This is a genomic window from Cupriavidus sp. 05T42 (assembly GCF_056396345.1).
Map to the genome: position 1 here is coordinate 45467 of NZ_JBFTLH010000010.1, position 24328 is coordinate 69794.

25 protein-coding genes are annotated in these 24328 nt (G+C 66.1%); 7 read left to right on the top strand and 18 right to left on the bottom strand.

Annotated features, from left to right (window positions below):
• Positions 1-314: 314 nt before the first annotated feature.
• From AC1EJR_RS15495 to purB, 4 genes are all read right to left on the bottom strand, one after another.
• Positions 315-905 carry a YceI family protein gene (locus AC1EJR_RS15495; RefSeq protein WP_092298839.1) on the bottom strand — a complete coding sequence of 197 codons (591 nt, stop codon included), beginning with the start codon at positions 903-905 and terminating at the stop codon, positions 315-317.
• A 79-nt stretch (positions 906-984) separates the two neighbouring features.
• Positions 985-1560 carry a YceI family protein gene (locus tag AC1EJR_RS15500; RefSeq protein WP_092298836.1) on the bottom strand — a complete coding sequence of 192 codons (576 nt, stop codon included), beginning with the start codon at positions 1558-1560 and terminating at the stop codon, positions 985-987.
• 33 nt (positions 1561-1593) lie between these two features.
• A complete protein-coding gene (locus tag AC1EJR_RS15505; protein ID WP_441592270.1) occupies positions 1594-2178 on the bottom strand; it encodes a cytochrome b in 585 nt (194 codons plus the stop codon).
• Positions 2179-2436: 258 nt separating this feature from the next.
• Positions 2437-3813, bottom strand: coding sequence for an adenylosuccinate lyase (purB, locus tag AC1EJR_RS15510; protein ID WP_092298830.1), 1377 nt, complete (start codon positions 3811-3813; stop codon positions 2437-2439).
• A gap of 398 nt (positions 3814-4211) precedes the next feature.
• Here purB and AC1EJR_RS15515 point away from each other — a divergent pair, with 398 nt between their 5' ends.
• The gene (locus AC1EJR_RS15515; RefSeq protein ID WP_092298827.1) at positions 4212-4829 is read left to right on the top strand and encodes a glutathione S-transferase C-terminal domain-containing protein; all 618 of its coding nucleotides are present in this window, start codon (positions 4212-4214) and stop codon (positions 4827-4829) included.
• 54 nt (positions 4830-4883) lie between these two features.
• Here AC1EJR_RS15515 and mnmA read toward each other — a convergent pair whose 3' ends face one another.
• From mnmA to AC1EJR_RS15540, 5 genes are all read right to left on the bottom strand, one after another.
• Complete coding sequence (mnmA, locus tag AC1EJR_RS15520; protein ID WP_092298824.1) at positions 4884-5963, bottom strand: tRNA 2-thiouridine(34) synthase MnmA; 1080 nt, start codon at positions 5961-5963, stop codon at positions 4884-4886.
• Positions 5960-6466 (bottom strand): NUDIX hydrolase, encoded by a 507-nt coding sequence (locus AC1EJR_RS15525; RefSeq protein WP_092298821.1) that lies wholly within the window; start codon positions 6464-6466, stop codon positions 5960-5962. The genes mnmA and AC1EJR_RS15525 overlap by 4 nt, the downstream gene beginning before the upstream one ends.
• Positions 6447-7418, bottom strand: a complete 972-nt coding sequence (locus tag AC1EJR_RS15530; RefSeq protein WP_092298818.1) for a 4-hydroxy-tetrahydrodipicolinate synthase family protein — start codon at positions 7416-7418, stop codon at positions 6447-6449. The genes AC1EJR_RS15525 and AC1EJR_RS15530 overlap by 20 nt, the downstream gene beginning before the upstream one ends.
• The gene (locus tag AC1EJR_RS15535; protein ID WP_092298814.1) at positions 7405-7761 is read right to left on the bottom strand and encodes a hypothetical protein; all 357 of its coding nucleotides are present in this window, start codon (positions 7759-7761) and stop codon (positions 7405-7407) included. Before AC1EJR_RS15535 ends, AC1EJR_RS15530 begins: the two co-directional genes overlap by 14 nt.
• A 131-nt stretch (positions 7762-7892) precedes the next feature.
• Positions 7893-8651, bottom strand: a complete 759-nt coding sequence (locus AC1EJR_RS15540; RefSeq protein WP_477147302.1) for a TorF family putative porin — start codon at positions 8649-8651, stop codon at positions 7893-7895.
• 345 nt (positions 8652-8996) lie between these two features.
• Here AC1EJR_RS15540 and AC1EJR_RS15545 point away from each other — a divergent pair, with 345 nt between their 5' ends.
• From AC1EJR_RS15545 to AC1EJR_RS15565, 5 genes are all read left to right on the top strand, one after another.
• Positions 8997-10118 carry a Re/Si-specific NAD(P)(+) transhydrogenase subunit alpha gene (locus AC1EJR_RS15545; RefSeq protein ID WP_092298808.1) on the top strand — a complete coding sequence of 374 codons (1122 nt, stop codon included), beginning with the start codon at positions 8997-8999 and terminating at the stop codon, positions 10116-10118.
• A 75-nt stretch (positions 10119-10193) separates the two neighbouring features.
• Positions 10194-10559 carry an aspartate 1-decarboxylase gene (panD, locus tag AC1EJR_RS15550; protein ID WP_092298805.1) on the top strand — a complete coding sequence of 122 codons (366 nt, stop codon included), beginning with the start codon at positions 10194-10196 and terminating at the stop codon, positions 10557-10559.
• A 124-nt stretch (positions 10560-10683) separates the two neighbouring features.
• Complete coding sequence (locus AC1EJR_RS15555; RefSeq protein ID WP_092298993.1) at positions 10684-11007, top strand: NAD(P) transhydrogenase subunit alpha part 2; 324 nt, start codon at positions 10684-10686, stop codon at positions 11005-11007.
• Positions 11004-12479: an NAD(P)(+) transhydrogenase (Re/Si-specific) subunit beta gene (locus AC1EJR_RS15560; protein ID WP_092298802.1), complete on the top strand. Its 1476-nt coding sequence runs from the start codon at positions 11004-11006 to the stop codon at positions 12477-12479. The genes AC1EJR_RS15555 and AC1EJR_RS15560 overlap by 4 nt, the downstream gene beginning before the upstream one ends.
• A 264-nt stretch (positions 12480-12743) precedes the next feature.
• Positions 12744-13793 (top strand): response regulator, encoded by a 1050-nt coding sequence (locus AC1EJR_RS15565; protein ID WP_092298799.1) that lies wholly within the window; start codon positions 12744-12746, stop codon positions 13791-13793.
• Positions 13794-13815: 22 nt separating this feature from the next.
• On the opposite strand, the gene AC1EJR_RS15570 is transcribed toward AC1EJR_RS15565, so the two are convergent.
• The 9 genes from AC1EJR_RS15570 to AC1EJR_RS15610 form a co-directional block, all read right to left on the bottom strand.
• Complete coding sequence (locus tag AC1EJR_RS15570) at positions 13816-15090, bottom strand: THUMP domain-containing class I SAM-dependent RNA methyltransferase (protein WP_477113377.1); 1275 nt, start codon at positions 15088-15090, stop codon at positions 13816-13818.
• An 80-nt stretch (positions 15091-15170) separates the two neighbouring features.
• A complete protein-coding gene (locus tag AC1EJR_RS15575; RefSeq protein WP_092298793.1) occupies positions 15171-15776 on the bottom strand; it encodes a 2-hydroxychromene-2-carboxylate isomerase in 606 nt (201 codons plus the stop codon).
• 48 nt (positions 15777-15824) lie between these two features.
• On the bottom strand, positions 15825-16247 hold the full coding sequence (locus AC1EJR_RS15580) for a CopD family protein (protein WP_477113378.1): 423 nt from the start codon (positions 16245-16247) through the stop codon (positions 15825-15827).
• A 49-nt stretch (positions 16248-16296) separates the two neighbouring features.
• Positions 16297-17577 (bottom strand): glutamate-5-semialdehyde dehydrogenase, encoded by a 1281-nt coding sequence (locus AC1EJR_RS15585; protein ID WP_092298787.1) that lies wholly within the window; start codon positions 17575-17577, stop codon positions 16297-16299.
• 100 nt (positions 17578-17677) lie between these two features.
• Entirely contained in the window at positions 17678-18748 is a 1071-nt protein-coding gene (gene holA / locus AC1EJR_RS15590; RefSeq protein WP_092298784.1) for a DNA polymerase III subunit delta, read from the bottom strand.
• 28 nt (positions 18749-18776) lie between these two features.
• The gene (locus AC1EJR_RS15595; RefSeq protein WP_454757338.1) at positions 18777-19283 is read right to left on the bottom strand and encodes an LPS-assembly lipoprotein LptE; all 507 of its coding nucleotides are present in this window, start codon (positions 19281-19283) and stop codon (positions 18777-18779) included.
• Positions 19284-19312: 29 nt separating this feature from the next.
• The gene (gene leuS / locus AC1EJR_RS15600) at positions 19313-21934 is read right to left on the bottom strand and encodes a leucine--tRNA ligase (RefSeq protein ID WP_477105714.1); all 2622 of its coding nucleotides are present in this window, start codon (positions 21932-21934) and stop codon (positions 19313-19315) included.
• Positions 21935-22117: 183 nt separating this feature from the next.
• The gene (gene dapB, locus AC1EJR_RS15605) at positions 22118-22915 is read right to left on the bottom strand and encodes a 4-hydroxy-tetrahydrodipicolinate reductase (protein WP_092298774.1); all 798 of its coding nucleotides are present in this window, start codon (positions 22913-22915) and stop codon (positions 22118-22120) included.
• Between the two features lie 95 nt (positions 22916-23010).
• Positions 23011-23646 carry an outer membrane protein assembly factor BamE gene (locus AC1EJR_RS15610; RefSeq protein ID WP_092298771.1) on the bottom strand — a complete coding sequence of 212 codons (636 nt, stop codon included), beginning with the start codon at positions 23644-23646 and terminating at the stop codon, positions 23011-23013.
• Positions 23647-23773: 127 nt separating this feature from the next.
• Between AC1EJR_RS15610 and fur the strand changes: the two genes are divergently transcribed.
• Positions 23774-24205, top strand: coding sequence for a ferric iron uptake transcriptional regulator (fur, locus tag AC1EJR_RS15615; RefSeq protein WP_092298769.1), 432 nt, complete (start codon positions 23774-23776; stop codon positions 24203-24205).
• Positions 24206-24328: the final 123 nt, after the last annotated feature.

Here is a 24328-nt window from a genome sequence, read left to right on the forward strand (position 1 = left end):
CAGGGAACGCTGCGGGCCGGGGCACCCGAAGGGGCCGGCCGGGTACAGCTCAGGCAAGAAGCTTGCGGCGGGGATACCGGAATCAGGGAATGCAGCCAATACTCATAACAATGCGCGTGACCGGTTATGGGGCAGACGCACGCCAGGAATGGCAGGCGCGGCGCCCCCGAAGGTGGGACTGCGGCGAGCCATTGTACTGTGGCTGTCGGAAACCATACAACATTGCTTCCGCGCCATGAAGAGGGGTATCGGCAGGAACGAAAAAAAGGGCCGGCGTGTTGCCGGCCCTTCGCGTCTTGTAACAAACGCCTGACTTAGTCCGCCTTGACGGCTTCCACCTGGATCGCCAGCTTGACGTCCTGTTTGAAACCGTACTTCGCGCCGTAGTCGATGCCGAAGTCCGCGCGGTTGAACTGGCCCACCGCATCGGCGCCGCATGCCTCGCGCTTGAGCATCGGGTGTTCGATGCACTTGAACTGGCGGATTTCCAGCTTCACCGGCTTGGACACGCCGCGCAGCGTCAGCACGCCATCCACTTCGGTCGGCACGTCGCCCTTGAACTTCGAGAACTTGCCCTTGTACGTGGCTTCCGGGAAGGCCTGCACGTCGAACATTTCCGGGCCCTTGGCATGCTCGTTCAGCTTGGCGTTGCCGAAGTCGATCGACGACGGGTCGATCTTGATCTCGACCGTGCCGGCCTTGGCCGCGCGGTCCAGCGTGACCACGCCGGTCGACTTGTCGAACTTGCCGCGCCAGTTGGACAGGCCACCCAGGTGGTCGGCCTCGAAGCTCGGGTAGGTGTGGGTCGGGTCCACGTTGTAGGTCACGGCATTGGCCATGGCGGCGCCGGCGGCCAGCGTGGCGGAGGCAGCGGCAACAGCCGCGAACAGGGTGCGCATCTTCATGTCTAGGTCTCCCGTCAAAAGGTTGGAGAGGAAAGTCGAAATACAGCGAGGAAATCGATGGGCGGGCACGCGGCCTGCCTCAGCCCTTCTTCGCCGGGGTTACGATGTGGAACTTGATCTGCACGTCGTCGGCCACCACGGAAGTGTCCTTCCATTCGCCGTCGCCGATATTGAACACGGTGCGCTTGATCGGCAGCACACCGTCGAACACCTGCCCTGCCGCGTCCTGCTTGTACGTGGCAGGCACCACCACGTCCAGGGTCTTGCCCTTGATGGTCAGCTTGCCAGTCACATCGTACTTGCCCGCCGCGCCGGCCTTGATGGCGGTGGACTGGAACACGGCCTTGGGATACTTGGCAGCGTCGAACCAGTCCTTGCCCTTGACCTCCTTGGTGGTCTCGGCATCGCCGATCTCGAAGCTCGACACGTCGATTTCCACCTTGGCGGACGACGTGGCCAGCTTGGCCGGGTCGAAATCGACCGTTGCGTCGAATTTCTTGAACTTGCCTTCCATCGGCACGCCGATCTGCCGCGCCGTGGCGGTGACGGTGCTCTTGGCTGTGTCGATCTGCGCCCAGGCCAGGTTGGCGGCAAGGCCGGCCGTGGCCAGCGCGGCGGCCACGACGATGGCGCCAGGACGGGTCATGCGTTTCATCGGTGCACTCCTCTCAGGAAAATACGATGTCATTCAGCGCAGGAACGGAATCATCCGGGCGAGCGTGCCGTCGCGGTCGATCACCTGGTGCTTGATGGCGGCGGCCGCGTGCAGCAGCACGATACCTGCCATCAGGTAGTTGAGCCAGGCGTGGGCGGCCTGCAGGATCGGCTTGAGCGTGGTATTGGCCTCGATCAGTACCGGCATCTTCCAGAGACCCAGGTAGACCACCGGCACGCCGGCCGATAGGCTATAGAAGTAGCCGGTCAGCGGCACCACGATAATCAGCACATACAGCAGATGGTGCGCGGCGGCGGCGGCGCGGGCCTGCCAGGCCGGCGTGCCGGCCGCCACGGGCGGTGCGGCGTGGGTAGCGCGCCACAGCACGCGCAGCACGGCCACGGCGAAGATCGTCACGCCGAGCCATTTATGCCACGAGAAGAGCTTGAGCTTGGTCGGCGTCAGGCCCGGAATGCCGGTCATGTACAGGCCCAGCCCGAACGCCGCGAAAATGCCGAACGCGATCAGCCAGTGCAGGCCGATAGCGGTCGCCGTGTAGCCATTGGCACCATTGCCGCCGCGACTGCGCGCGACGCTGTGCACCCCGTATGAAGTCATGTCTGTGAATCCCTTCGATTTTTCTTATAGCGATCGTCCGGACCGGCCATCGGCCAGCGGGGGCTTGTGTCGCCCTACCCTGCTGGCAGGAATTCTCGCATTATTGGCATTCGTCCGTGCGCTATGAGATGCGGAACTTCATGAAGTCGTTCAAATGATTTGATGTGACGCATTGCCGCAGGGGCGAAAAAAAGGGCCAGCGCAACGCCAGCCCTTCTTTCCCGTCGATTCAGACCCCTTCCGGGTCCGCCTGCGTCGTCAGATCTTGTTCGCCAGTTCCACGGCCTTGCCGATGTAGCTGGCCGGCGTCATGTCCAGCAGCAGTTGCTTGGCATCGTCCGGAATCGCCAGGCCCGACACGAAGGTCTGCAGCGCCTCGCGCGAGATGCCCTTGCCGCGCGTCAGCTCCTTGAGCTGTTCGTACGGGTTCGGCACGCCAAAGCGGCGCATCACGGTCTGCACCGGCTCGGCCAGCACTTCCCAGCAGTTGTCGAGGTCTTCGTTCAGGCGTTCCGGATTGGTTTCCAGCTTGCCCAGGCCGCGCAGGCAGGCCTCGTAGGCCAGCAGGCTGTAGCCGAACGCCACGCCCATGTTGCGCAGCACGGTGGAGTCCGTCAGGTCACGCTGCCAGCGCGAAACCGGCAGCTTTTCCGAAAGGTGGCGCAGCACGGCGTTGGCCAGGCCGAGGTTGCCTTCCGAGTTCTCGAAGTCGATCGGATTGACCTTGTGCGGCATCGTCGACGAGCCGATCTCGCCGGCCTTGGTCCGCTGCTTGAAGTAGCCCAGCGAGATATAGCCCCACACGTCCCGGTTCAGGTCCAGCAGGATCGTGTTGGCGCGCGCGATGGCGTCGAACAGCTCGGCCATGTAGTCGTGCGGCTCGATCTGGATGGTGTACGGGTTAAAGCTCAGGCCCAGGCGCGACTCGATCACCTGCTTCGAGAACGCTTCCCAGTCGAACGTCGGGTAGGCCGACAGGTGGGCGTTGTAGTTACCCACCGCGCCATTCATCTTGCCGAGCAGTTCCACGCGCTGGATGCGCTCGATGGCGCGCGCCAGGCGGGCGGCCACGTTGGCCATTTCCTTGCCCAGCGTGGTCGGGCTGGCCGGCTGGCCGTGCGTGCGCGACAGCATCGGCTGGGTAGCGTTGGCCTTGGCCAGTTCCACCAGGCGGGCCTGCACGCGCTGGAGCGTGGGCACCAGCACGCCGTCACGGGCGCCCTTGAGCATCATGCCGTGCGAGGTGTTGTTGATGTCTTCCGAGGTGCAGGCGAAGTGGATGAACTCGCTCGCGGCCTCCAGCTCGGCGTTGCCCTTGACCTGTTCCTTGAGCCAGTACTCCACGGCCTTGACGTCGTGGTTGGTCACGGCCTCGATGTCCTTGATGCGGGCGGCGTCGGCTTCGGTGAAGTTCTCCACCAGTGCCTGCAGCTTCGCCTCGGAATCGGCCGAGAACTTCGGCACGTCCGGCAGGCCGGCCTGGGCCAGGGCGATCAGCCAGTTGACCTCGACCTTCACGCGATTACGCATGAAGGCCGCCTCGGAGAGCCACTCGCGCAGCGCGTCGGCCTTGGCGGCATAACGGCCATCGATGGGAGACAGTGCGGTGAGCGGCGAAAGGGATGGGGTGGACATGCTGGCAACCGGGAGAAAGAGGGAAGACGGGTTTCCGCGGGGGCGCGGTAACCATGCGAAGACTGGCGAGGCGGGCGGCTTCAAGCGACCGATGCGCCGCACGGGGCGAGCCGCCGGGCGCGCCATCGGACCTGCCGCCGGCACGCCACAAAGGGCTGGCCGGCATCGCGCAACGCGGGATTTTACCATCGCCCACCGCGCCTGTGCGGCGCGCCATGGGTCAGGCGACACAGAGCGTGCGAAGCGCCGCATTGACACGGCATCCGCGGGCCGGCGCGGGTATACTCGCGCTCGCCGTTCCAGTAGCCTGTTATGAAGTCCATCGACATGCCGCCCGCCAGGGCGCCATGGCAGCCACAGAGCGCCGATGCACTTCATAACAAGCTCAAGGGGAGAACATGAAGCTGTATGCGTCCCACACCAGCCCGTACGCGCGCAAGGTGCGCGTCGTGCTGGCGGAAAAGAAGGTCGACTACCAGATGATCGAGGAGAACGTCTGGTCGCCCGCGACCATCATCGGCCAGTTCAACCCGCTCGGCAAGGTGCCCTGCCTGGTCATGGAGGATGGCGGCGCGGTCTTCGATTCGCGCGTGATCGCCGAATACGCCGATACGCTGTCGCCAGTCGGCCGCCTGATTCCGCAAGGCAGCCGCGAGCGCCTCGAAGTGCGCTGCTGGGAAGCCCTGGCCGATGGCCTGCTCGACGCCGCGCTGCTGGTCCGCCTGGAAACCACCCAGCGCGAAGAGGGCCAGCGCAGCGAATCATGGGTCAAGCGCCAGCGGACCAAGATCGACGCCGCACTGGGCGCGATGTCTTCCGGCCTGGGCGACCGCCCGTGGTGCACCGGCATCCATTTCACCCTGGCCGATGTGGCCGTGGGCTGCGCGCTGGCCTATCTGGATTTCCGTTTCCCGGACATCGCCTGGCGCGAGCAGTACCCGAACCTCGCCGCGTTCCAGGAAAAGATCGAGAAGCGCCAGTCGTTCATCGACACCGCCCCGCCTTCGGCGGGTTGAGCGGTAGATTGGGCACGCCGGCGCCTCCGTGCGCCGATGTGCCTCATCAGACAATTACTGGATGATGCCGCCGCCCAGGCAGACGTCGCCGTCGTAGAGAACGGCCGACTGCCCCGGCGTCACCGCCCACTGCGCTTCGGCGAAGGCCAGCTTCAGCGCCTCGCCGTTGGCCGCTTCCACGCGGCAGGCCGCATCGCTCTGGCGATAGCGCGTCTTGGCCGCCATCTCGGCGCCGGCCGCAGGTGGCTCACCCGCCACCCAGGACAGGTCCGCCGCTTCCAGCACCGGCGTCAGCAGCCACGGATGGTCGTGCCCCTGCACCACGTAGAGCGTGTTGGCGGCCATGTCCTTGCGCGCCACGTACCAGGCGTCGCCGCTGCCTTCGCGGCTGCCGCCCAGGCCAATGCCCTTGCGCTGGCCCAGCGTATAGAACGCCAGCCCGATGTGCTCCCCCACCACCTTGCCCTCGGGCGTCTTCATCGGCCCCGGCTTGGTCGGCAGGTAGCGATTGAGGAAGTCGCGGAACGGCCGTTCGCCGATAAAGCAGATCCCGGTCGAATCCTTCTTCTTCGCGTTCGGCAGGCCGATTTCGGCGGCAATCTCGCGCACGCGCGTCTTCGGCATCTCGCCCAGCGGGAACAGCGTGCGCGACAGCTGCGCCTGGTTCAGCCGATGCAGGAAGTAGCTCTGGTCCTTGGTGTGGTCGAACGCCTTGAGCAGCTCGAAGCGCCCGTTGTCCGCCTGCCGCACGCGCGCATAGTGGCCCGTGGCGATGGTCTCGGCGCCGAGCGACATCGCGTGGTCCAGGAACGCCTTGAACTTGATCTCGGCATTGCAGAGCACGTCCGGATTGGGCGTGCGCCCGGCCGAGTATTCGCGCAGGAAATCGGCGAACACGCGGTCCTTGTACTCGGCGGCGAAGTTCACCGCCTCCACGTCCACGCCGATCAGGTCGGCCACGGACACCACGTCGAGCCAGTCCTCGCGCGTGGAGCAGTATTCGCTGTCGTCATCGTCCTCCCAGTTCTTCATGAACAGGCCGATGACTTCGTACCCCTGCTGCTTGAGCAGCCACGCGGTGACCGACGAATCGACCCCGCCCGACATACCCACCACCACCCGCTTGCCGCTCACGATGCGTCTCCGGTGCTGACCGCCACGCTTGTGGGATGCGTATAAAGCACATCCAGCGCGAAGCGCTTGCCGGCGAGGTAATCGTTCACGCAGGCCATCAGCAACGGGGTGCGATGGCGCTCGGGGCAGGCGCGCAGTTCCTCGGCGGTCATCCACAGCGTGCGGATGATGCCGGTATCGAGCTGGCGGCCTTCATCGAGCGTGCCGAGGTCGCCCGTGAAGGCGAAGCGGATATAGGTGGTGTCGCCCTGGTCGCGCGAGGAGAGCCCCCGGCTCATATAGCAGCCGATCAGCGCGCGCGGCTCGAAGGTGTGGGCGGTTTCCTCGAGGGTCTCGCGCACGACGGCGCGGATCAGGCTCTCGCCCGCTTCCAGGTGGCCGGCCGGCTGGTTCAGCCGCAGGCCGTCGCGCGTTTCCTCTTCAACCAACAGGAAGCGGCCGCCGCGTTCGATGACAGCGGCAACTGTGACGCTGGCGTTCCATTCACGTGACATGATGCACATTTTTTAAGCAATCCGGCATTTTACCGGTTGCTGTCGGAATGTGCAGGGATGAAGGCGGAAAGGGCGGAAACACCGCGGGCGGCAGCAGGGCCATGGCCGCTTCCAGGCGGGCCGTCAGCGCGCGCGTGGCCGGCGTGAGCGGCTGGCGCACCTCGGCGCGGGCCAGGCCTGCCAGCGCCAGCGCGGCCTTGACCGGCGCGGGGTTCGGCTCGGCGAACATCAGGTCGATCAGCGGCGAGAGCTGGCGGAACAGCGCGCGCGCCGCTTCGTCGCAGCCGGTGCGGGCCAGTTGCAGCAGCCGGACGAACAAGTCCGGGCGGATATGGGCGGCAGCCGGCACCACGCCTGCGCCGTCGGCCAGCAGGTGGTCGAGCATGGCGGCATCCTCGCCGCAGAACACGCGCAGGGCATCCTGCCCGGCCAACGCGCGCAGCCCGGTGCGGTCGCATTCCTTGATCGCCACGACCTGCGGATGGTCGGCCAGCCGCAGTGCCAGCGCGGGGGAAATCGTGGAGCCGGTGCGCTTCGGCACGTTGTAGAGCATCAGCGGGCGCGCCGTCTGGCTGGCCACGCGGCGCACGTGCCAGGCGATGCCCTCGTCCGACACGCGCAGGTAGTACGGCGGCGGGACGAGGTAGCCGGCGAGGTCGAATCGATCCAGCGTGCGCACCTGCTCGCAGACCGAGCGCGTGTCCACGCCGCCCACGCCCGCCATGACCGGCATGCGGCCCTGCGCCACCTCAAGCACGGCTGCGGTGACCATCAGCCGCTCTGCCTCGGTCAGCAGGCCGCCCTCGCCCGTCGTGCCGAGCACGATCAGGCCATCCACACCGGCGCCAGCATAGTGCGCGGCCAGTTGCTGGGCGGCGCGCAGGTCGGGCGCGCCGTGGCGCAGCGGCGTGACCAGCGGCAGCCACAGGCCATCGCCGATGACCGAATCAGTGCGCGGCATGATCGCTCCCCAGCATCGTCGTGATGCCGAACTCGGCGGCCGGCAGCGCGGTCATGATGGCGTGCATGGCGGCGTCGCGGCCGGCGCGCTCCACTTCCACATGGAGCGTGGTTTCCCCGTGCCGATGGTCCACCTCCACCACATACACACGGGCGAGCTTGCCGATGGCCACGTGCAGCGTCTGGCGCAGCATGAAGACCTGCGCCGAGGCCACCGCCAGGCGCAGGCGGATCCAGTGGCCATCGCTGGCGGCGGAGGCTGGCAGGGCGTCACGCCCGGCGCGGCGGCGCGGGACGGTGGCAAAGGCAACGGCGAGGCTCGAGGACTGTCGCGACTGTCGCATTACGCTTGAATCCGCGCGGGGCGGATCGTCTGTGGAACATGGCTCCATGCTAGGGAGCGGCGTCTCAAATTGATGCAGCAATCGCGGCGCCGGGTATCAACAACGCATCAACGCCGCGTCGTCGAACCCGGTCAGAACGTCTTTGTGATGGACGCGAGCGCGGTCGCCTTGCCCATGTAGCGGCCATGCGAATTCGTATAAGTGCCACGCTTGGCGTTGGTGTCGAGGTAGGCTACGGCCACGCTCAGGCCCTTGCCGAAGTCCTTGGCCACGCCGATTTTCCAGTCGGTATACGAGGCGTCGCTGAGGTTCTTCACGCCCTGGTAGCCCACGTGCGCGTTGACCGTCAGGTCCCACACATTGAGCGGCACGTTGGCCGTGAGGTCGATGTAGTAGCTGTTCTTGGTGTCGCCAAATCCGAACAGGTTGGTCAGCGCGTGCGAGTACTTGAGGAACACTGGGCCGTAGCCGATGCCGGCATAGACCTCGGTGGTGTAGGGACGCGTGAAGCCACTCGGATAATCGCCAGGGTAGTAGTACTCGAGCACGCCGAGGTCATAGTTGAATTCGGCGTCGGCCAGCTTGAACGTGTTGCGGAAGCCGCCGTAGAAATCCATCTCCACCGGGGCGGAGACTTCCGCGTTGCTGTCCGAAAGCCAGCTGATGCTTGAGTTCCAGTTGCCGAGGTAGAGCCCGCTCGCGTGGGTGTAGTCGAACCCGCCCTGGATGGCCGGGCGGCGGTCGGACTGCATCAGGCCCCGGTAGCGGTATTCGCTGGCCAGCGTGACATTGGCGGTGAAGGTGTGGGGCGAGGCTTCCGCCTCCTGGGCGAGCGCGGTGGCGCACGGGGCGGCAAGGAGGACGAGGGCGGTAAGGCGGGTAGCGATCATGGATGCTGGATGCGTAACGGGTGTTTGGAGGCGCCCTTCCCCGAAAAAGAGGGAAAGCGGCGTACCCGTCACGATACGGAGCGGCGCATCAAATCGGCATCAAGATTGGGCGCCCCGGCAACATGTTCGAATCAAGAGGGAATCCTGCCTGCATTAAACGAGTCGTTTCATGCGTCGCAAAAATGAGTCGTGGCGACCGCACAAATCGTCGACCGGGCAGTCACCACCGAACGTAAGTTTCGGGTAAGCTGCGCAAAAATTGGTGCGCCGCGCCGCGGTGGACCAACGGGCCAGGACGTCAGCCCGCCCAATCAGATACGACGCCAGCTAAAGGAGAAATTGACGATGCATATCGGCATCCCGCAGGAAACGCGGGCAGGCGAGGCACGCGTCGCCGCCACCCCGGAGACCATCAAGAAGTACGTTGCCCAAGGGCATCAGGTCACGGTGCAGGCTGGCGCAGGCGTACGCGCCAGCATTCCCGACGCGGCGTTCGAAGCCGCCGGCGCACGGATCGGCACGGCTGCCGATGCCTTCGGCGCCGAGCTGGTGCTGAAGGTGCGGGCACCGGACGATGCCGAGCGCGCCCAGATCAAGCCGGGCGCCGTGCTGGTGGGCATGCTCAATCCCTTCGATATCGAGAACAACGCGCGCATGGCCAGTGCGGCCATCACCGCGTTCGCGCTCGAGGCCGCGCCGCGCACCACGCGCGCGCAGAGCATGGACGTGCTGTCGTCGCAGGCCAACATCGCCGGCTACAAGGCCGTGCTGGTGGCCGCGCACCACTACCAGCGCTTCATGCCGATGCTGATGACGGCCGCCGGCACGGTGAAGGCCGCGCGCGTGCTGATCCTTGGCGCCGGCGTGGCCGGTCTCCAGGCGATTGCCACGGCCAAGCGGCTGGGCGCCGTGATCGAGGCCTCGGACGTCCGCCCCGCCGTAAAAGAGCAGATCGAGTCGCTTGGCGCCAAATTTCTCGACGTACCGTTCGAGACCGACGAGGAACGCGAGATCGCCCAGGGCGTGGGCGGCTACGCCCGTCCCATGCCGGCCGACTGGATGCGCCGCCAGGCGGAACTGGTGCACCAGCGCGCCACGCAGGCCGACATCGTCATCACCACCGCGCTGATCCCGGGCCGCAAGGCGCCCGTGCTGCTGCAGGAAGACACTGTCAAGCAGATGAAGCCCGGCTCGGTAGTGGTCGACTTGGCCGCCGCCCAGGGCGGCAACTGCCCGCTGACCGTGGCCGACGAGGTCGTGGAACGCCACGGCGTGGTCCTGATCGGCTACACCAACCTGGCCGGCATGGTCGCCGCGGACGCCTCGGCGCTCTACGCGCGCAACGTGCTCGACTTCCTCAAGCTGATCGTCGACAAGGATGCGCGCTACACGCTCAACCTTGAGGACGACATCGTCGCCGCCTGCCTGATGTGCAAGGACGGCCAGCTCGTCAGGCAGGCCGCCTAGATTCCCAACCGGAGCCGCCACGCCAGGACACACCGGCGGACGGCCCACCCAGCCTCAACCAAGGACGTATCACCCATGCAACGCAACATGCTCCGCGCCAAGCTCCACCGTGTCACCGTGACGCAGGCGGACCTCCATTACGAGGGATCGTGCGGCATCGACGAGAATCTTCTCGACGCTGCCGACATGAAGGAGTTCGAAAAGATCGAGCTGTACAACGTACAGAACGGCGAGCGCTTCTCCACGTACATCATCAAGGGTGCACGCGGTAGCGGCGAGATCTCGCTGAACGGCGCCGCCGCGCGCCGCGCGCACCTGGGCGACCACCTGATCATCTGCACCTACGCACCGATGAGCGACGAGGAAGTGAAGACCTATAAGCCCAAGGTCATCCTGGTGGACGAGAAGAACCGCATCAAGGAAATCAAGAAGATCGACTGATCTTTCTGGATTTTTTTGCGATAGCCGCGCCCGGGGCGAGCCGCCCGGCGCGGTGGCGGTGCCGGCCCTGCAGTCCCACATCGATACGAAGCACGAAGAATTCGAAAGCAACGAGGAGAAGTCGATGGAGATGGTGAACCACACGGTGATCAACCTGATCATCTTTGTGCTGGCAATCTACGTGGGATACCACGTGGTCTGGACGGTAACGCCGGCCCTGCACACCCCGCTGATGGCCGTGACCAATGCGATTTCGGCCATCATCATCGTCGGCGCCATGCTGGCGGCCGGCCTCACGGAAGGCAGCGTGGGCCGCATCATGGGCACGCTGGCGGTGGCGCTGGCGGCCGTCAATGTGTTCGGCGGCTTCCTCGTGACCCAGCGCATGCTGGAGATGTTCAAGAAGAAGGAACCGAAGAAGCTGGCTGGCAAGGAGGGGGCACGATGACCGGACTCGTCAGCATGAACCTCGTCACGCTGCTGTACCTCGTGGCCTCGGTCTGCTTCATCCAGGCGCTCAAGGGCCTGTCCCACCCCGCTTCGGCCCGCAAGGGCAACACCTTCGGCATGATCGGCATGGCCATCGCCGTGGTGACCACGCTGGCGCTGATCGTCAAGCTCAAGGAGGAGTTCCTGGCGGCGGGCACGGCCCAGTCGTCGGTGGGCACGGGCCTGGCGCTGATCTTCGGCGCGCTGGTCGTCGGTGGCGGCATCGGCGCCTATGTGGCGCGCAAGGTCGAGATGACCAAGATGCCGGAACTGGTGGCGGCGATGCACTCGCTGATCGGTCTCGCGGCGGTGTTCATCGCCGTGGCCGCCGTGGCGGAGCCGGCTGCGTTCGGCATCGCGCCGGCTGGCTCGCACCTGATTCCCACCGGCAACCGGATCGAACTGTTCATCGGCTGCTTCGTCGGCGCCATCACGTTCTCGGGCTCGGTGATCGCCTTCGGCAAGCTGGCGGGGCGCTACAAGTTCCGGCTGTTCCAGGGCGCCCCGGTGGTGTTCCCGGGCCAGCACTGGCTGAACCTGCTGCTGGCCGTGGCGATGTTCGGCTTCGGCATCATCTTCTTCCTATCGCAGGCGTGGCTGCCGTTCCTAATCATGCTGGCGCTGGCCTTCGTGCTGGGCGTGCTGATCATCATCCCGATCGGCGGCGCGGACATGCCTGTGGTGGTCTCGATGCTGAACTCGTACTCGGGCTGGGCGGCGGCGGGCATCGGCTTCTCGCTGAACAATCCGATGCTGATCATCGCCGGCTCGCTGGTCGGCTCGTCCGGTGCCATCCTCTCGTACATCATGTGCAAGGCGATGAACCGCTCGTTCTTCAACGTGATTCTGGGCGGCTTCGGCGGCGACGCGGCGGCAGCCGGCCCGGCCGGCGCGCAGGCCCAGCGCAACGTGAAGTCCGGCTCGGCCGACGACGCCGCGTTCCTGATGGGCAATGCCGAAACCGTGATCATCGTGCCCGGCTACGGCCTGGCGGTGGCCCGTGCTCAGCATGCACTTAAAGAATTGACCGAGAAGCTGCACGACAAGGGCGTGATCGTAAAGTACGCGATCCACCCCGTGGCGGGCCGCATGCCGGGCCATATGAACGTGCTGCTGGCGGAAGCCGAGGTGCCGTACGACCAGGTCTTCGAGATGGAGGACATCAACAGCGAGTTCGGGCAGGCCGACGTTGTGCTGGTGCTGGGCGCCAACGACGTGGTCAACCCGGCCGCCAAGACCGATCCGAAGTCGCCCATCGCCGGCATGCCGATCCTGGAGGCGTACAAGGCCAAGACCATCATCGTGAACAAGCGCTCGATGGCGGCCGGGTACGCGGGCCTGGACAACGAGCTGTTCTATATGGACAAGACCATGATGGTGTTCGGCGATGCCAAGAAGGTGGTCGAGGACATGTTCAAGGCCGTGGAATAAGGCCGGACACCGCGGAACGCAAATCCGAATCGGAATCGGAATCCGACTGACAATCAGGCCGGAAACCCTCGGTGATTAAAGCGGCGTGAAGACCTGAAATCAACGAAATCGAAGACATGCGGCCGGCAACCAACGCCGGCCGTTTGCTTTTGGCCTCCTTTGGTGCGGCAACATTGCGTGGACCCATCCGCGCGCTATACTGGCTTGCCACGGCCCCCAAACCCTCGCTCTTCATTCGCTGCCGGCCGCAGCGTAGATCGCACCATGACATTCAGCCCGCATGACAGGAACCTGTCGGTCTTCCATCACCCCGTCCTGACGGTGCTGGTGGACGACAGCAAATCGTTTATCGACAGCCTGGCATTCCAGATGGACGCGTCGCGCGCCGTGGTGAGCTTCACCGACCCGCGCGAGGCACTGACATGGATCCGCGAAGCCTATGCCACCCGGCATCCGGCCTTCCTGCCCGTGCGCGTGACCCACGACGACCTGACCTTCCTGAGCGAGCGGCGCACCGTGCAACTCGACGTGGACCGCATCTATCGCCAGGTCCACGACATCCATCGCTTCATGCAGCCCGGGGTGATCGTGGTGGACTACTCGATGCCGCAGATGGATGGCCTCGAGTTCTGCCAGGCGCTGCAGGACCTGCCGTGCAAGACCATCCTGCTGACCGGCACCGCCGACGAAAGCATTGCGGTGCAAGGCTTCAACCATGGGCTGATCGACCGCTATGTGAAGAAGCACGATCCGAACATGGTGGCGCGGCTCGACCAGGAAATCGACGCACTCCAGCAACAGTATTTCGCGGCGATCTCGCGCACGCTGCGCGACCTGCTCACGCGGCACTCGTACGCGTTCCTGTCCGATCCGGTGATGGCCGACCGCGTGCGCCAGACCGCCGCGCGCTATGGCTTCGTCGAGTACTACCTGTATCCGAATCCGGTGGGCATCCTGCTGCTGACGGCGCAGGGACATGCCACGCTGATGGTGATCGAGACGCGCGCCGGGCTGATGAGCCAGGTGGAGTCGGCCGAAGCCTACGAGGCGCCGGCCACGCTGATCGAAGGGCTGCGCGAAGGCCGCATCGTGCCGTTCTTCTGGCCCGGCAACGGCATGTACACGCCGGCGTGCGCCGACTGGGAGCAATACTGCCTGCCGGCCGAGCGGTGCGAAGGGCGCGAGGAGTATTTCTACGCGCTGTTCGACCTGCCGCGCCACCTGCTCCAGGAGCCGGTGGTGAGCCTGCAGGGGTTCCTGAGCGATTTCGCCCGCAACCCCGAGGCGCTGACGGGCCGGAACAAGCAGGCATAAGCCTGACCGTCCCGCATCCCCCTTATTCCTTCGGCGCTTCCCCGCCTTCCTTGCGGTTGCCGCCGCGCACCATGTCGAAGCGGAACAGCCGGCATTCGATATTGCCGTTGTAGAGCGGCGTGCGGCGCGATTCCTTGAGCCGCAGGCGCTTCGGCATACTCAGGTCGCCCGTGAACACCCACGCCTGCCAGCCCGCGAAGTGTTGCTTCAAGGTGGTAGCGAAGGCGCTGGCGAACTGGTTCGCGGCGGCCTCCTCGGCCTCGTCGCGCGGGGCCTCGGGCAGTGCGCCCCGGCGCTGCTCGCCGCGCACGGCAATCCGCTCGCCATAGGGCGGATTCATCAGCATCACGCCCGGCGTGGCGAACGGTGGCTGCACAAAGCGCGCATCCACCTGCTTCAGGGGCACCTCGCCCGGCAGCCCGGCGCGCTGCCAGTTGGCGTCCGCCATGGTCAGCATGTCCGTGGAAATGTCCGATCCGGCGATCTCCAGCGCCGCCACGCCCTTGGCCGCCGCCTCCTTGGCGCGTTGCGCATCGGCGCGCAGGGCCTGCCAGGCCTTGTTGTCCATGCCCTTGAGCCATTCGAACGCGAAGGTCCGCGCCCCGCCCGGCGGGAGGCCCAGCGCCACCTGCGCCGCCTCCACCAGGAACGTGCCGCTGCCGCACATCGGATCAAAGAACGGGCGGGCGGTCTGGCCCTGCACCCATCCCGCCAGCCGCAGGATGCCGGCGGCGAGGTTTTCCTTGAGCGGCGCCTCGCCCTTCTCCATGCGCCAGCCGCGCTTGAACAGCGGTTCGCCGGTGGTGTCGAGGTAGAGCGTGCAGTCGAACTCGGTCAAATGCGCATAAATCCGCACATCCGGGCTGACCGTATCGACGCTGGGACGGTCGCCGAGCGCCTCGCGCATGGCATCGCAAACACCGTCCTTCACGCGCAGCGCGGTGAAGTTCAGGCTGTGCAGCGGTGACTTGTGCGCGGTGATGTCCACCCGCAGCGACTCATCCGGCGAAAACCACTGATCCCAGCGTTGCTGGCGGGCCAGCGCGTAGACATCGTCCTCATGCCGGTAGCCGCGCTGCGCCACGCGCAGCAGCACGCGGCTGGCAATGCGCGAGTGCAGGTTGACGGCATAGGCCGCCGCCATCTCGCCCGAGAACGGCACGCCGCCCGGCACCTCGCGATGCACCTGGAACGGCGCGGCGGCCACCACGGCCGGATACTGGGCGATTTCCCGCAGTTCCTCGGCAAGGGCGGATTCCAGGCCACGCGGGCAAGGAGCAAAGAAGGCTTGGGTCATGGGAAGAACATCCTGCAAACAAAAACGTCCGCCGTGGCGGACGGGAGTGAGACTAGCGTAGCGGACCGCGCGGCGGACCGCTAGTCGGCGGCCAGGGCGCGGTCCAGGAAATCGAGGCGGTCCTGGCCCCAGTACGGCTGGCCATCCAGCACGAACCACGGGGCGCCGTACACGTTGGCGGAGAGCGCGTCCTGCGTATTCTGCGCGTAGGCGGCCTGCACGGCCTGACCCTCGCTGGCCTTGAGCAGATTGGCGCCGTCCAGGCCGGCCTCGTCCGCGATCAGCGCCAGCGTGGCCGCATCGGCGATATTGCGCTGGTCCGCCCACACGCCCCGGCAGATGGCGCCGGTCAACTCCAGCGCGCGCGCCGTGCCGTGCGCCAGTTGCGCGGCGATGATCAGCCGGGCAGCGGCATCGCCGGACACCGGGAAGAACGTCGGATGCAGATGCATCGGCATGTTCAGGAACTGGCTCCAACGCTCGAGTTCCACCAGCCGGTATGCCTGGCGCTGCGGCGGACGCTGCGCCAGCGGCACGCCGCCGGACACCGCGAACACCTTGCCAAGATCCACCGGCTTCAGCAGCACCTGGGCGTTATGGCGGTTGGCGATGTCGACGAAGCGGGCATGTCCGAGGTAGGTAAACGGGGACTGCGGCGCCAGGAAGTACTCGACCTGCTTGCTCATCATGACCTCATGTAAGGCTTTGGGGGAGAACGCTGAATCGTAGATCGCTTAAAACGGCTTCACGACCACGAGGATCACGATAGCCAGCAGCACCAGCACCGGCACTTCGTTGAACCATCGATAGAACGTGTGCGAGCGCGCATTGGCGCCCCGCTCGAACTTGCGCAACAGCACGCCGCAGCCGTGGTGGTAGCCGATCAGCACCAGCACCAGCGCCAGCTTGGCGCGCATCCAGCCCTGCCCCGTGCCGCGTCCGATGCCATAGCCGAGGTACAGCCACAGCCCGAACACCACGGCCGGCACGGCCAGCATGGTCATGAACCGGAACAGCTTGCGCGCCATCAGCAGCAGCCGCTGCACGCCTGCCGGATCGGTCTCCATCGCCAGGTTGACGAAGATGCGCGGCAGGTAGAAGAGCCCCGCGAACCACGACACGACAAAGACGATATGGAACGACTTGACCCAGAGCATTGGTGGTGGACGTTGTTTTGGCGTATTTAAGAAGCGTGGCCGGCAATCCTCAGGTCCGGATTTCCCCGTGCCCGAATACGACGTATTTCAACGAAGTCAGCCCCTCCAGCCCGACCGGGCCGCGTGCGTGGAGCTTGTCGTTGGAAATGCCGATCTCCGCGCCCAGGCCGTATTCGAAACCATCGGCGAAGCGCGTGGAGGCGTTGATCATCACGCTGGCCGAATCCACCTCGCGCAGGAATCGCATGCCGGCGGTGTAGTTCTCGGTGATGATCGAATCGGTGTGGGCCGAGCCATAGGTATTGATATGGTCGATGGCCGCGTCGAGCCCGTCCACGGTGCGGATGGCCAGCACCGGCGCCAGGTATTCGAGGCGCCAGTCCTCCTCGGTGGCATCGACCAGCTTGCCGAAGCCGGCCGCTTCCAGCGTGGCGCGCGTGGCGGCGCAGACGCGCAGCTCCACGCCTTTCTCCTGATAGATGCTGGCCAACGGCGGCAGCACGGCGGCGGCGATGTCGCGCGACACCAGCAGCGTTTCCATCGTGTTGCACGGCGCGTAGCGCTGCGTCTTGGCGTTGTCGGCCACGCGGATGGCCTTGTCCAGGTCCGCATCGGTGTCGATGTAGACGTGGCAGATGCCGTCCAGGTGCTTGATCATCGGCACGCGGGCCTCTTCCATCAGGCGCGCGATCAGGCTCTTGCCGCCGCGCGGCACGATCACATCGACGTATTCGGTCATCGTGATCAGCCGGCCCACGGCGGCGCGGTCGGTGGTCTCGATGACCTGCACGGCCTCGGCCGGCAGCCCGGCCGACGACAGCCCTTCCGCCACCAGCGCGGCCAGTGCCGTGTTCGACTCGATGGCTTCGGAGCCGCCGCGCAGGATCGTGGCGTTGCCGGACTTCAGGCACAGTGCCGCGGCGTCGATGGTCACGTTCGGGCGCGACTCATAGATGATGCCGATCACGCCCAGCGGTACGCGCATCTGACCGACCTGGATGCCGGTCGGGCGGAACTTCATATTGGTGATCTCGCCGATCGGGTCCGCCAGCGCGGCGATCTGCTCCAGCCCGGCCGCCATCGTGTCGATGGCCTTGTCGGACAGCGTCAGGCGGTCCACGAACGCGGCGTCCTGGCCGTTGGCCCGGGCACGCTCCACATCGCGCGCATTCACGGCCTTGAGCTTGTCGGCATCCCGGCGGATGGCGGCGGCGATGGTCAGCAGCGCGCGGTTCTTGTCGGCCGTGGTGGCCCGCGCCATCGCGCGCGACGCCGCGCGGGCCTGCTGGCCAACGCGGTCCATGTAAGCGTTGAGATCGAACTCGGTCATGATGGTGTCCAGGCGTTCCTGGCTCGACTGCGTAGTAGTGTCTCGGGGGCCCGGGGGCCGGTGTCGTGCGGGTAGGTCAGGCGACCGGTCGATCGGAAACTCAGGCCGGGCGCGCGATCATCAGCGCCAGTTGCAGCAGGCCATCCCATGGCTCGGCCGGGAGGCTGCCGCCCAGGCCGCCTGCGCCTGGCAGGTCGGATAGGCCCTTGACCTGCCGGTCCAGCCGGGCGGCCATGGCCAGCGCGGCTTCCAGCTGCGGCAGCGCCAACCGCTGCGCGGCCTGCGGCACCAACCGCTCGCGTGGGCCCCAGACGCGCAATTCGCGCATCAGCACGCCCGCCGGCTTGCCGGCCGCCAGCCCTTGCCGGACTTTGGATAATACGCGAATTTCCTCGGTCAGCGCCCAGAGCACCAGCACCGTGGCCTCGCCCTCGCCGCGCAGCCCTTCGAGCATGCGCGTGAGGCGCGGCACGTCGCCGCCGAGCATCGCCTCGGACAGCTTGAAGACGTCGTAACGGGCCACATTGAGCACCGCGTCGTGCACCTGGTCGAAGGTAAGCACGCCGGGCGGGTACAGCAGGCCGAGCTTCTGGATTTCCTGGTGGGCGGCGAGCAGGTTGCCTTCCACCTTGTCGGCGATGAACTGGAGCGCGCGGCGCCCGGCCTCGCCCGGTTCCACGCGCTGCTGCTGCAATCCCAGCCGCTCGCCAACCCAGGCCGGCAGCCGCGTGCGGTCCACGGCATCGACCTTGATCGATACCCCGGCGGACTCCAGCGCCTGGAACCACGCTGACTTGGATGTGGCGAAATCAAGCCGGGGCAGCGTGACGAGCATCACCACGTCCGGCGACGGCTGGGCCGCCACGGCGCGCAGCGCCTCGCCGCCATCCTTGCCGGGCTTGCCGGTCGGGATCCGCAATTCCACGATTTTCCGGTCGCCGAACAGCGACATCGACTGCTGGGCCTCGACCAGCTGGCTCCAGTGGAAGCCGCGCTCCGCCACGAGGACGTCCCGCTCGGAAAAACCGGCCTCGCGCGCGGTGCGGCGCAGCCGGTCTACCGCTTCGAGCACCAGCAGGTGTTCGTCGCCATGCACGACGTACAGCGGCGCCATGCCCTTGGCCTGGGCCTGCTTCAGGTGCGCGTCGAGTCCGTCGAGCTTCAGTTGCATCGCGGTGCGGGGCGGGGTCGAGCCGCCCTCAGATGGCCTTGACCGAGGCCAGGCGGCGCATCAGCTGCTGGACGATATCGCGCTGCATGTCGCGATAGAGCTGCTGCTCCTCGTAGTCCTTGGCCAGCGTGTTGGCTTCGTTGTAGGTCAGGTCGCGGGTCAGGACCATTTGCGACGGCGGAATCAGTTCCTTGCCGGCCTGGTCGCGCAGGCGGAAGCTGAATCGCTGCGTCAGCCGGTATTCGCGCACCACGCCTTCGGTTGTGATCGACAGGATCGACTTGGCGCGGGTGTCGCCCAGCACATCGAGAATCGCGTCGGCTTCCTTCATATCGTTGACGATCTGCGTGTCCGATCCATTGCGGATGTTGCGGCGCAGGTCCGCCCCCATCAACGAATTGGGCGGAATGCCGATATAGAGCCGCTTGAACGCGAAGTCGGCGTTGCCGCGCATGTGAAAGCCGCAGCCGGCCAGCAAGCCGGCTGCCGCCATCGCGGCCAGCACCCTGCGACGTCCTGTGTTGATTCCGTCCATGCTTCGCAATTCCCTTGTTTCCGGGCGCCTCAGAGCACCACGTTGACGAGTCGGCCCGGCACAACCACGATCTTCTTGGGCGCGGCGCCGGCGGCGAACTTCGCCACGATCTCGCTCGCGGCGGCCGTGGCCTCGATGGCGGCGCGATCGGCATCGGCCGGCACCGTCAGGCTGCCACGGACCTTGCCGTTCACCTGGAGCACCAGTTCGATCTCGCTACGCACCAGCGCGGCTTCGTCCACCTGCGGCCAGGCGGCGTCCAGCAGGTCGCCGCCCTGCTCGGCGTAGCCCAGCTCCTGCCACAGCGCGTGCGTAACGTGCGGCACCACCGGGTACAGCACGCGCAGCAGGATGCCGAAGCCCTCGCGGCGCGCGGCCGGCGAGGCGCCCTTAGCGTCTTCCAGCGCGTTCAGCATCTTCATCGTGGCCGAGACCACGGTGTTGTACTGGATGCGCTGATAATCGTAATTCGCTTGCTTCAACACGCCGTGCAGGTCGCGGCGCAGCGCGGCGTCATCGGCCGTGAACGCCGTGCCGGCGCCGTCACGAATCGCCTGCGCGTTGGCATGGGCGAAGTTCCACACGCGGCGCAGGAAGCGCGACGCGCCCTCCACGCCCGAACCGCTCCACTCGAGCTGCTGCTCGGGCGGCGCGGCGAACATGACGAACAGGCGCGCCGTGTCGGCGCCGTACTGGTCGATCAGCGCCTGCGGGTCGATGCCGTTGTTCTTCGACTTCGACATCTTCTCCACGCCGCCGATCACCACCGGCTGGCCGTCCGCCTTCAGCGTGGCACCCAGCGGGCGGCCGCGCTCGTCGGTCCGCACGTCCACCTCGGCCGGGTTGTACCAGTGCTTCTTGCCCGAGGCGTCCTCGCGGTAATAGGTCTCGTTGAGCACCATCCCCTGCGTCAGCAGGTTCGTGAACGGCTCGCTGAACTTGACCAGGCCCATATCGCGCATGACCTTGGTCCAGAAGCGGGCGTACAGCAAATGCAGGATCGCGTGCTCGATGCCGCCGATGTACTGGTCCATCGGCATCCAGTAGTCGTTGCGGGCGTCGACCATCGTCGGGGCGTCCGGGCACGTGTAGCGCATGTAGTACCAGCACGAGTCGATGAACGTATCCATCGTGTCCGTCTCGCGGCGCGCGGGCTTGCCGCAGGACGGGCACGTGCAGTTCAGGAAGCGCGGGTCCTTGTTCAGCGGATTGCCGGTGCCGTCCGGCACGAGGTCTTCCGGCAGCACCACGGGCAGGTCCTGCTCGGGCACCGGCACCACGCCGCAGGCATCGCAATGGATCAACGGGATCGGCGTGCCCCAGTAGCGCTGGCGCGAGATGCCCCAGTCGCGCAGGCGCCAGGTCACCTTCTTCTCGCCCAGGCCCTTGGCGGCGAGGTCGGCCGCGATGGCGTCGACGGCGGCCTGATAGCCCAGGCCATCGTACTTGCCGCTGTGGACCAGCTTGCCGGCTTCCTTGTCGCCGTACCATTCCTGCCACGCTTCGGTGGAGAACGGCTGGGCCTTGACGTCCACCACCTGCCGGATCGGCAGCTGGTACTTGTTCGCGAACGCGAAGTCGCGCTCGTCGTGCGCCGGCACGCCCATCACGGCGCCGTCGCCGTAGCTCATCAGCACATAGTTGCCGACCCAGACGTCCACCGGCTCGCCGGTCAGCGGGTGCTCGACCTGGAGCCCGGTCGGCATGCCCTTCTTCTCCATGGTCGCCATGTCGGCTTCCATGACCGAACCGTGCTTGCATTCGTCGATGAAGGCGGCCAGCGTCGGGTTGTTCGCCGCGGCCAGGGTAGCCAGCGGGTGCTCGGCGGCCACGGCGCAGAACGTCACGCCCATGATCGTGTCGGCACGGGTCGTGAACACGTACAGCTTGCCGTCATTGACGAGCTTGCCGTCCGCGCCCGAAATCTTGTGCGGGAACGCGAAGCGCACGCCGGTGCTCTTGCCGATCCAGTTCTGCTGCATGACCTTGACGCGCTCGGGCCAGCCCAGCGCATCCAGATCACCGAGCAACTCGTCCGCATAATCGGTAATCCGCAGGTAATACATCGGAATTTCGCGCTTTTCCACCACCGCGCCCGAGCGCCAGCCGCGCCCGTCGATGACCTGCTCGTTCGCCAGCACGGTCTGGTCCACGGGGTCCCAGTTGACCGTGCCGGTCTTGCGGTAGGCGATGCCCTTTTCCAGCATCTTCAGGAACAGCCACTGGTTCCAGCGGTAGTAGTCCGGGCTGCAGGTTGCCACCTCGCGCGACCAGTCGATCGCCAGGCCCATCGACTGCATCTGCTTCTTCATGTAAGCGATGTTGTCGTAGGTCCAGGCGGCTGGCGCCACGTGGTTGTTCAGCGCGGCGTTCTCGGCCGGCATGCCGAACGCGTCCCAGCCCATCGGCATCAGCACGTTGTGGCCGTTCATGCGCAGGTAGCGCGCCATTACGTCGTTGATCGTGTAGTTCCGCACGTGACCCATGTGCAGCTTGCCCGACGGGTACGGCAGCATCGAGCAGGCGTAGAACTTCGACTTCTCCTTCCCGTCGGGACCCACAGCGTGCTCGGCCACCTTGTAGGCTTCGGTGGCCTGCCAGTGCTGCTGGGCGGCTTGTTCAACGGCGGAAGGAAGATATTTGTCTTGCATGTTTGGTACGACGGATCAGGACGTCGGATCGGGGACGGCGTTCCGCGCGCACCTGGGGTGCCGGGCGGACCGATTTGCGAAAGAGCCGATTATAACCGTGGCGGACACCCGCCACGGACGGCGAAAAGTCTGAAAATGGCCACGCGGCGGGCCATTTTCGGCAATTTTTGGCGTGTGCCGGGCTTACTTCAGGCCCAGCACGTCCTGCATGTCGAACAGGCCGGCCGGCTTGTCGGCCAGGAAGCGCGCCGCGCGCACGGCGCCATCGGCGTACGACTGGCGGCTCGACGACTTGTGGCTGATCTCGATGCGCTCGCCAATGCCGGCGAACATCACGGTGTGATCGCCGACGATATCGCCGCCGCGCACGGTGGCAAAGCCGATGCTGTTGGCGTCGCGCGGGCCGGTATGGCCTTCGCGGGCGTAGACGGCGCAATCGTCCAGGCTGCGGCCCAGCGCGCCGGCAACCACCTCGCCCATGGCCAGCGCCGTGCCCGATGGCGCGTCCACTTTATGACGATGGTGGGCTTCGATGATCTCGATGTCATAGCCGGTCGAAAGTAGCTTTGCCGCCACTTCCAGCAGCTTGAAGGTGGCGTTCACCCCCACGCTCATGTTCGCGGCGAAGACGATGGCGATCGACTTGGCAGCGTCCGCCAGCGCCTGCTTGCCGGCGGCGTCGAAGCCCGTGGTGCCGATCACCATCTTCTTGCCGAGCCGGCGCGCCGCCGCCACGTGGGCCAGCGTGCCTTCGGGGCGCGTAAAGTCGATCAGGCAGTCGGCGGCGCCGAGCACGGCGTCCACATCGGACGAAATCGTCACACCCGTGGCGCGGCCCAGGAATAGCCCGGCATCCTGGCCCAGCGCGGCGGCGCCGGGCACGTCGAGCGCGCCGGTCAGCGTCACGCCGTCGGTATTCAGCACATGTTCGATGAGCATGCGGCCCATGCGGCCGGAAGCGCCTGCGATTGCAATATTCATGGTGATTGTGCGATGTCGGGGGAAGGGGCGCCGCCCGGCCGGGGCGGCGAGGCGGCATGGCGTCCGGGCGCGGCCCGCAACGGGCCGCGTGCCGGTCAGCTTGCCGGTTTGGCGGACGTGTCGGGCGTGGGCGTGGCTGGCGGGGTGGCCGGAGCCGGGGCGGCTTCGGGGGCCGGCGCGGCGGTCGGCGGCACGGGGGCGGCACTATCGGCAGCGCCTGCCGGTGCGGCCGGTGCCGGCGTGGCCGGGGCGTCAGCCGGTGCGCTGCTCGAACTCGTCACGATCTTGCCCGGCGTCTGGTTGCGCAGGGCTGCCTTCATCCCGTCGATTTCGGCGATCAGCTCATATTCGGACGGCAGTTCGTCCCCGCCAAACTTGACCAGCTTGTCGCCATCGAAGAACACCGTGTAGCGGCGCTGCTGCACGACTGGCGTGCTGCCGCGGCGGAACGAGAACACGTAATCCCAGCGATTGCCGTGGAAAACGTCGGTCAAGAGCGGCGTGCCCAGCAGGAAGCGGACCTGATCGCGCGTCATGCCTTCGCGCAGTTGCGACGCCGCCTCGCGCGAGACGAAATTGCCCTGTACGATATTGATACGATACGGCGTGATGGCGTCGGCCACCTTGCGCGACGTGCTGTCATAGGCCGAGCAGGCGCCGGCCAGCACGGCGGCCGCCAGCAGGGAAGACACCAGCGGCAGGCGCATGGCGGTCGTACGGAATGAACGCATGGATCTCGCTTTCAGACGGGAAAGGATAGTGCCGGGTCCGGTACAGGCCGTGGCACCGGGGCGACTTTTGTCGCCAAAACCCTTATGATTCAACTATCCAGACATTGTACTCTAGGGAGTCACGCCTATGCCGAGTCCGGCGGACCTCAAAAACATCGGCCTGAAGGCGACCGTCCCCCGCCTCAAGATCCTCGAGATCTTCCAGACCAGTGAACAGCGCCACCTGAGCGCCGAAGACGTGTACCGCATCCTGCTCAACGAGCACATGGATATCGGTCTCGCCACGGTATATCGCGTCCTGACCCAATTCGAGCAGGCGGGTCTGCTGTCGCGCAACAACTTCGAATCAGGCAAGGCGATCTTCGAACTCAACGAAGGCAAGCACCATGATCACCTGGTGTGCCTCGATTGCGGCCGGGTCGAGGAATTCTTCGACTCCGACATCGAGCAACGCCAGCAAAGCATTGCGCGCGAGCGCGGCTTTGCACTGCAGGAACACGCATTGTCGCTGTACGGCAACTGCACCAAGAACGACTGTCCCCACAGACCCAAACGATAAGCCGCCGCGGGCCACGGCCCAGCGAGCAGGCAACAAAAACCGGCGCCTCGGCGCCGGTTTTTTTATTTGGGATGACAGATCGAGCCGTCGACCCCTCGCCTCCCCTCGGCCGCGTTATTCGTC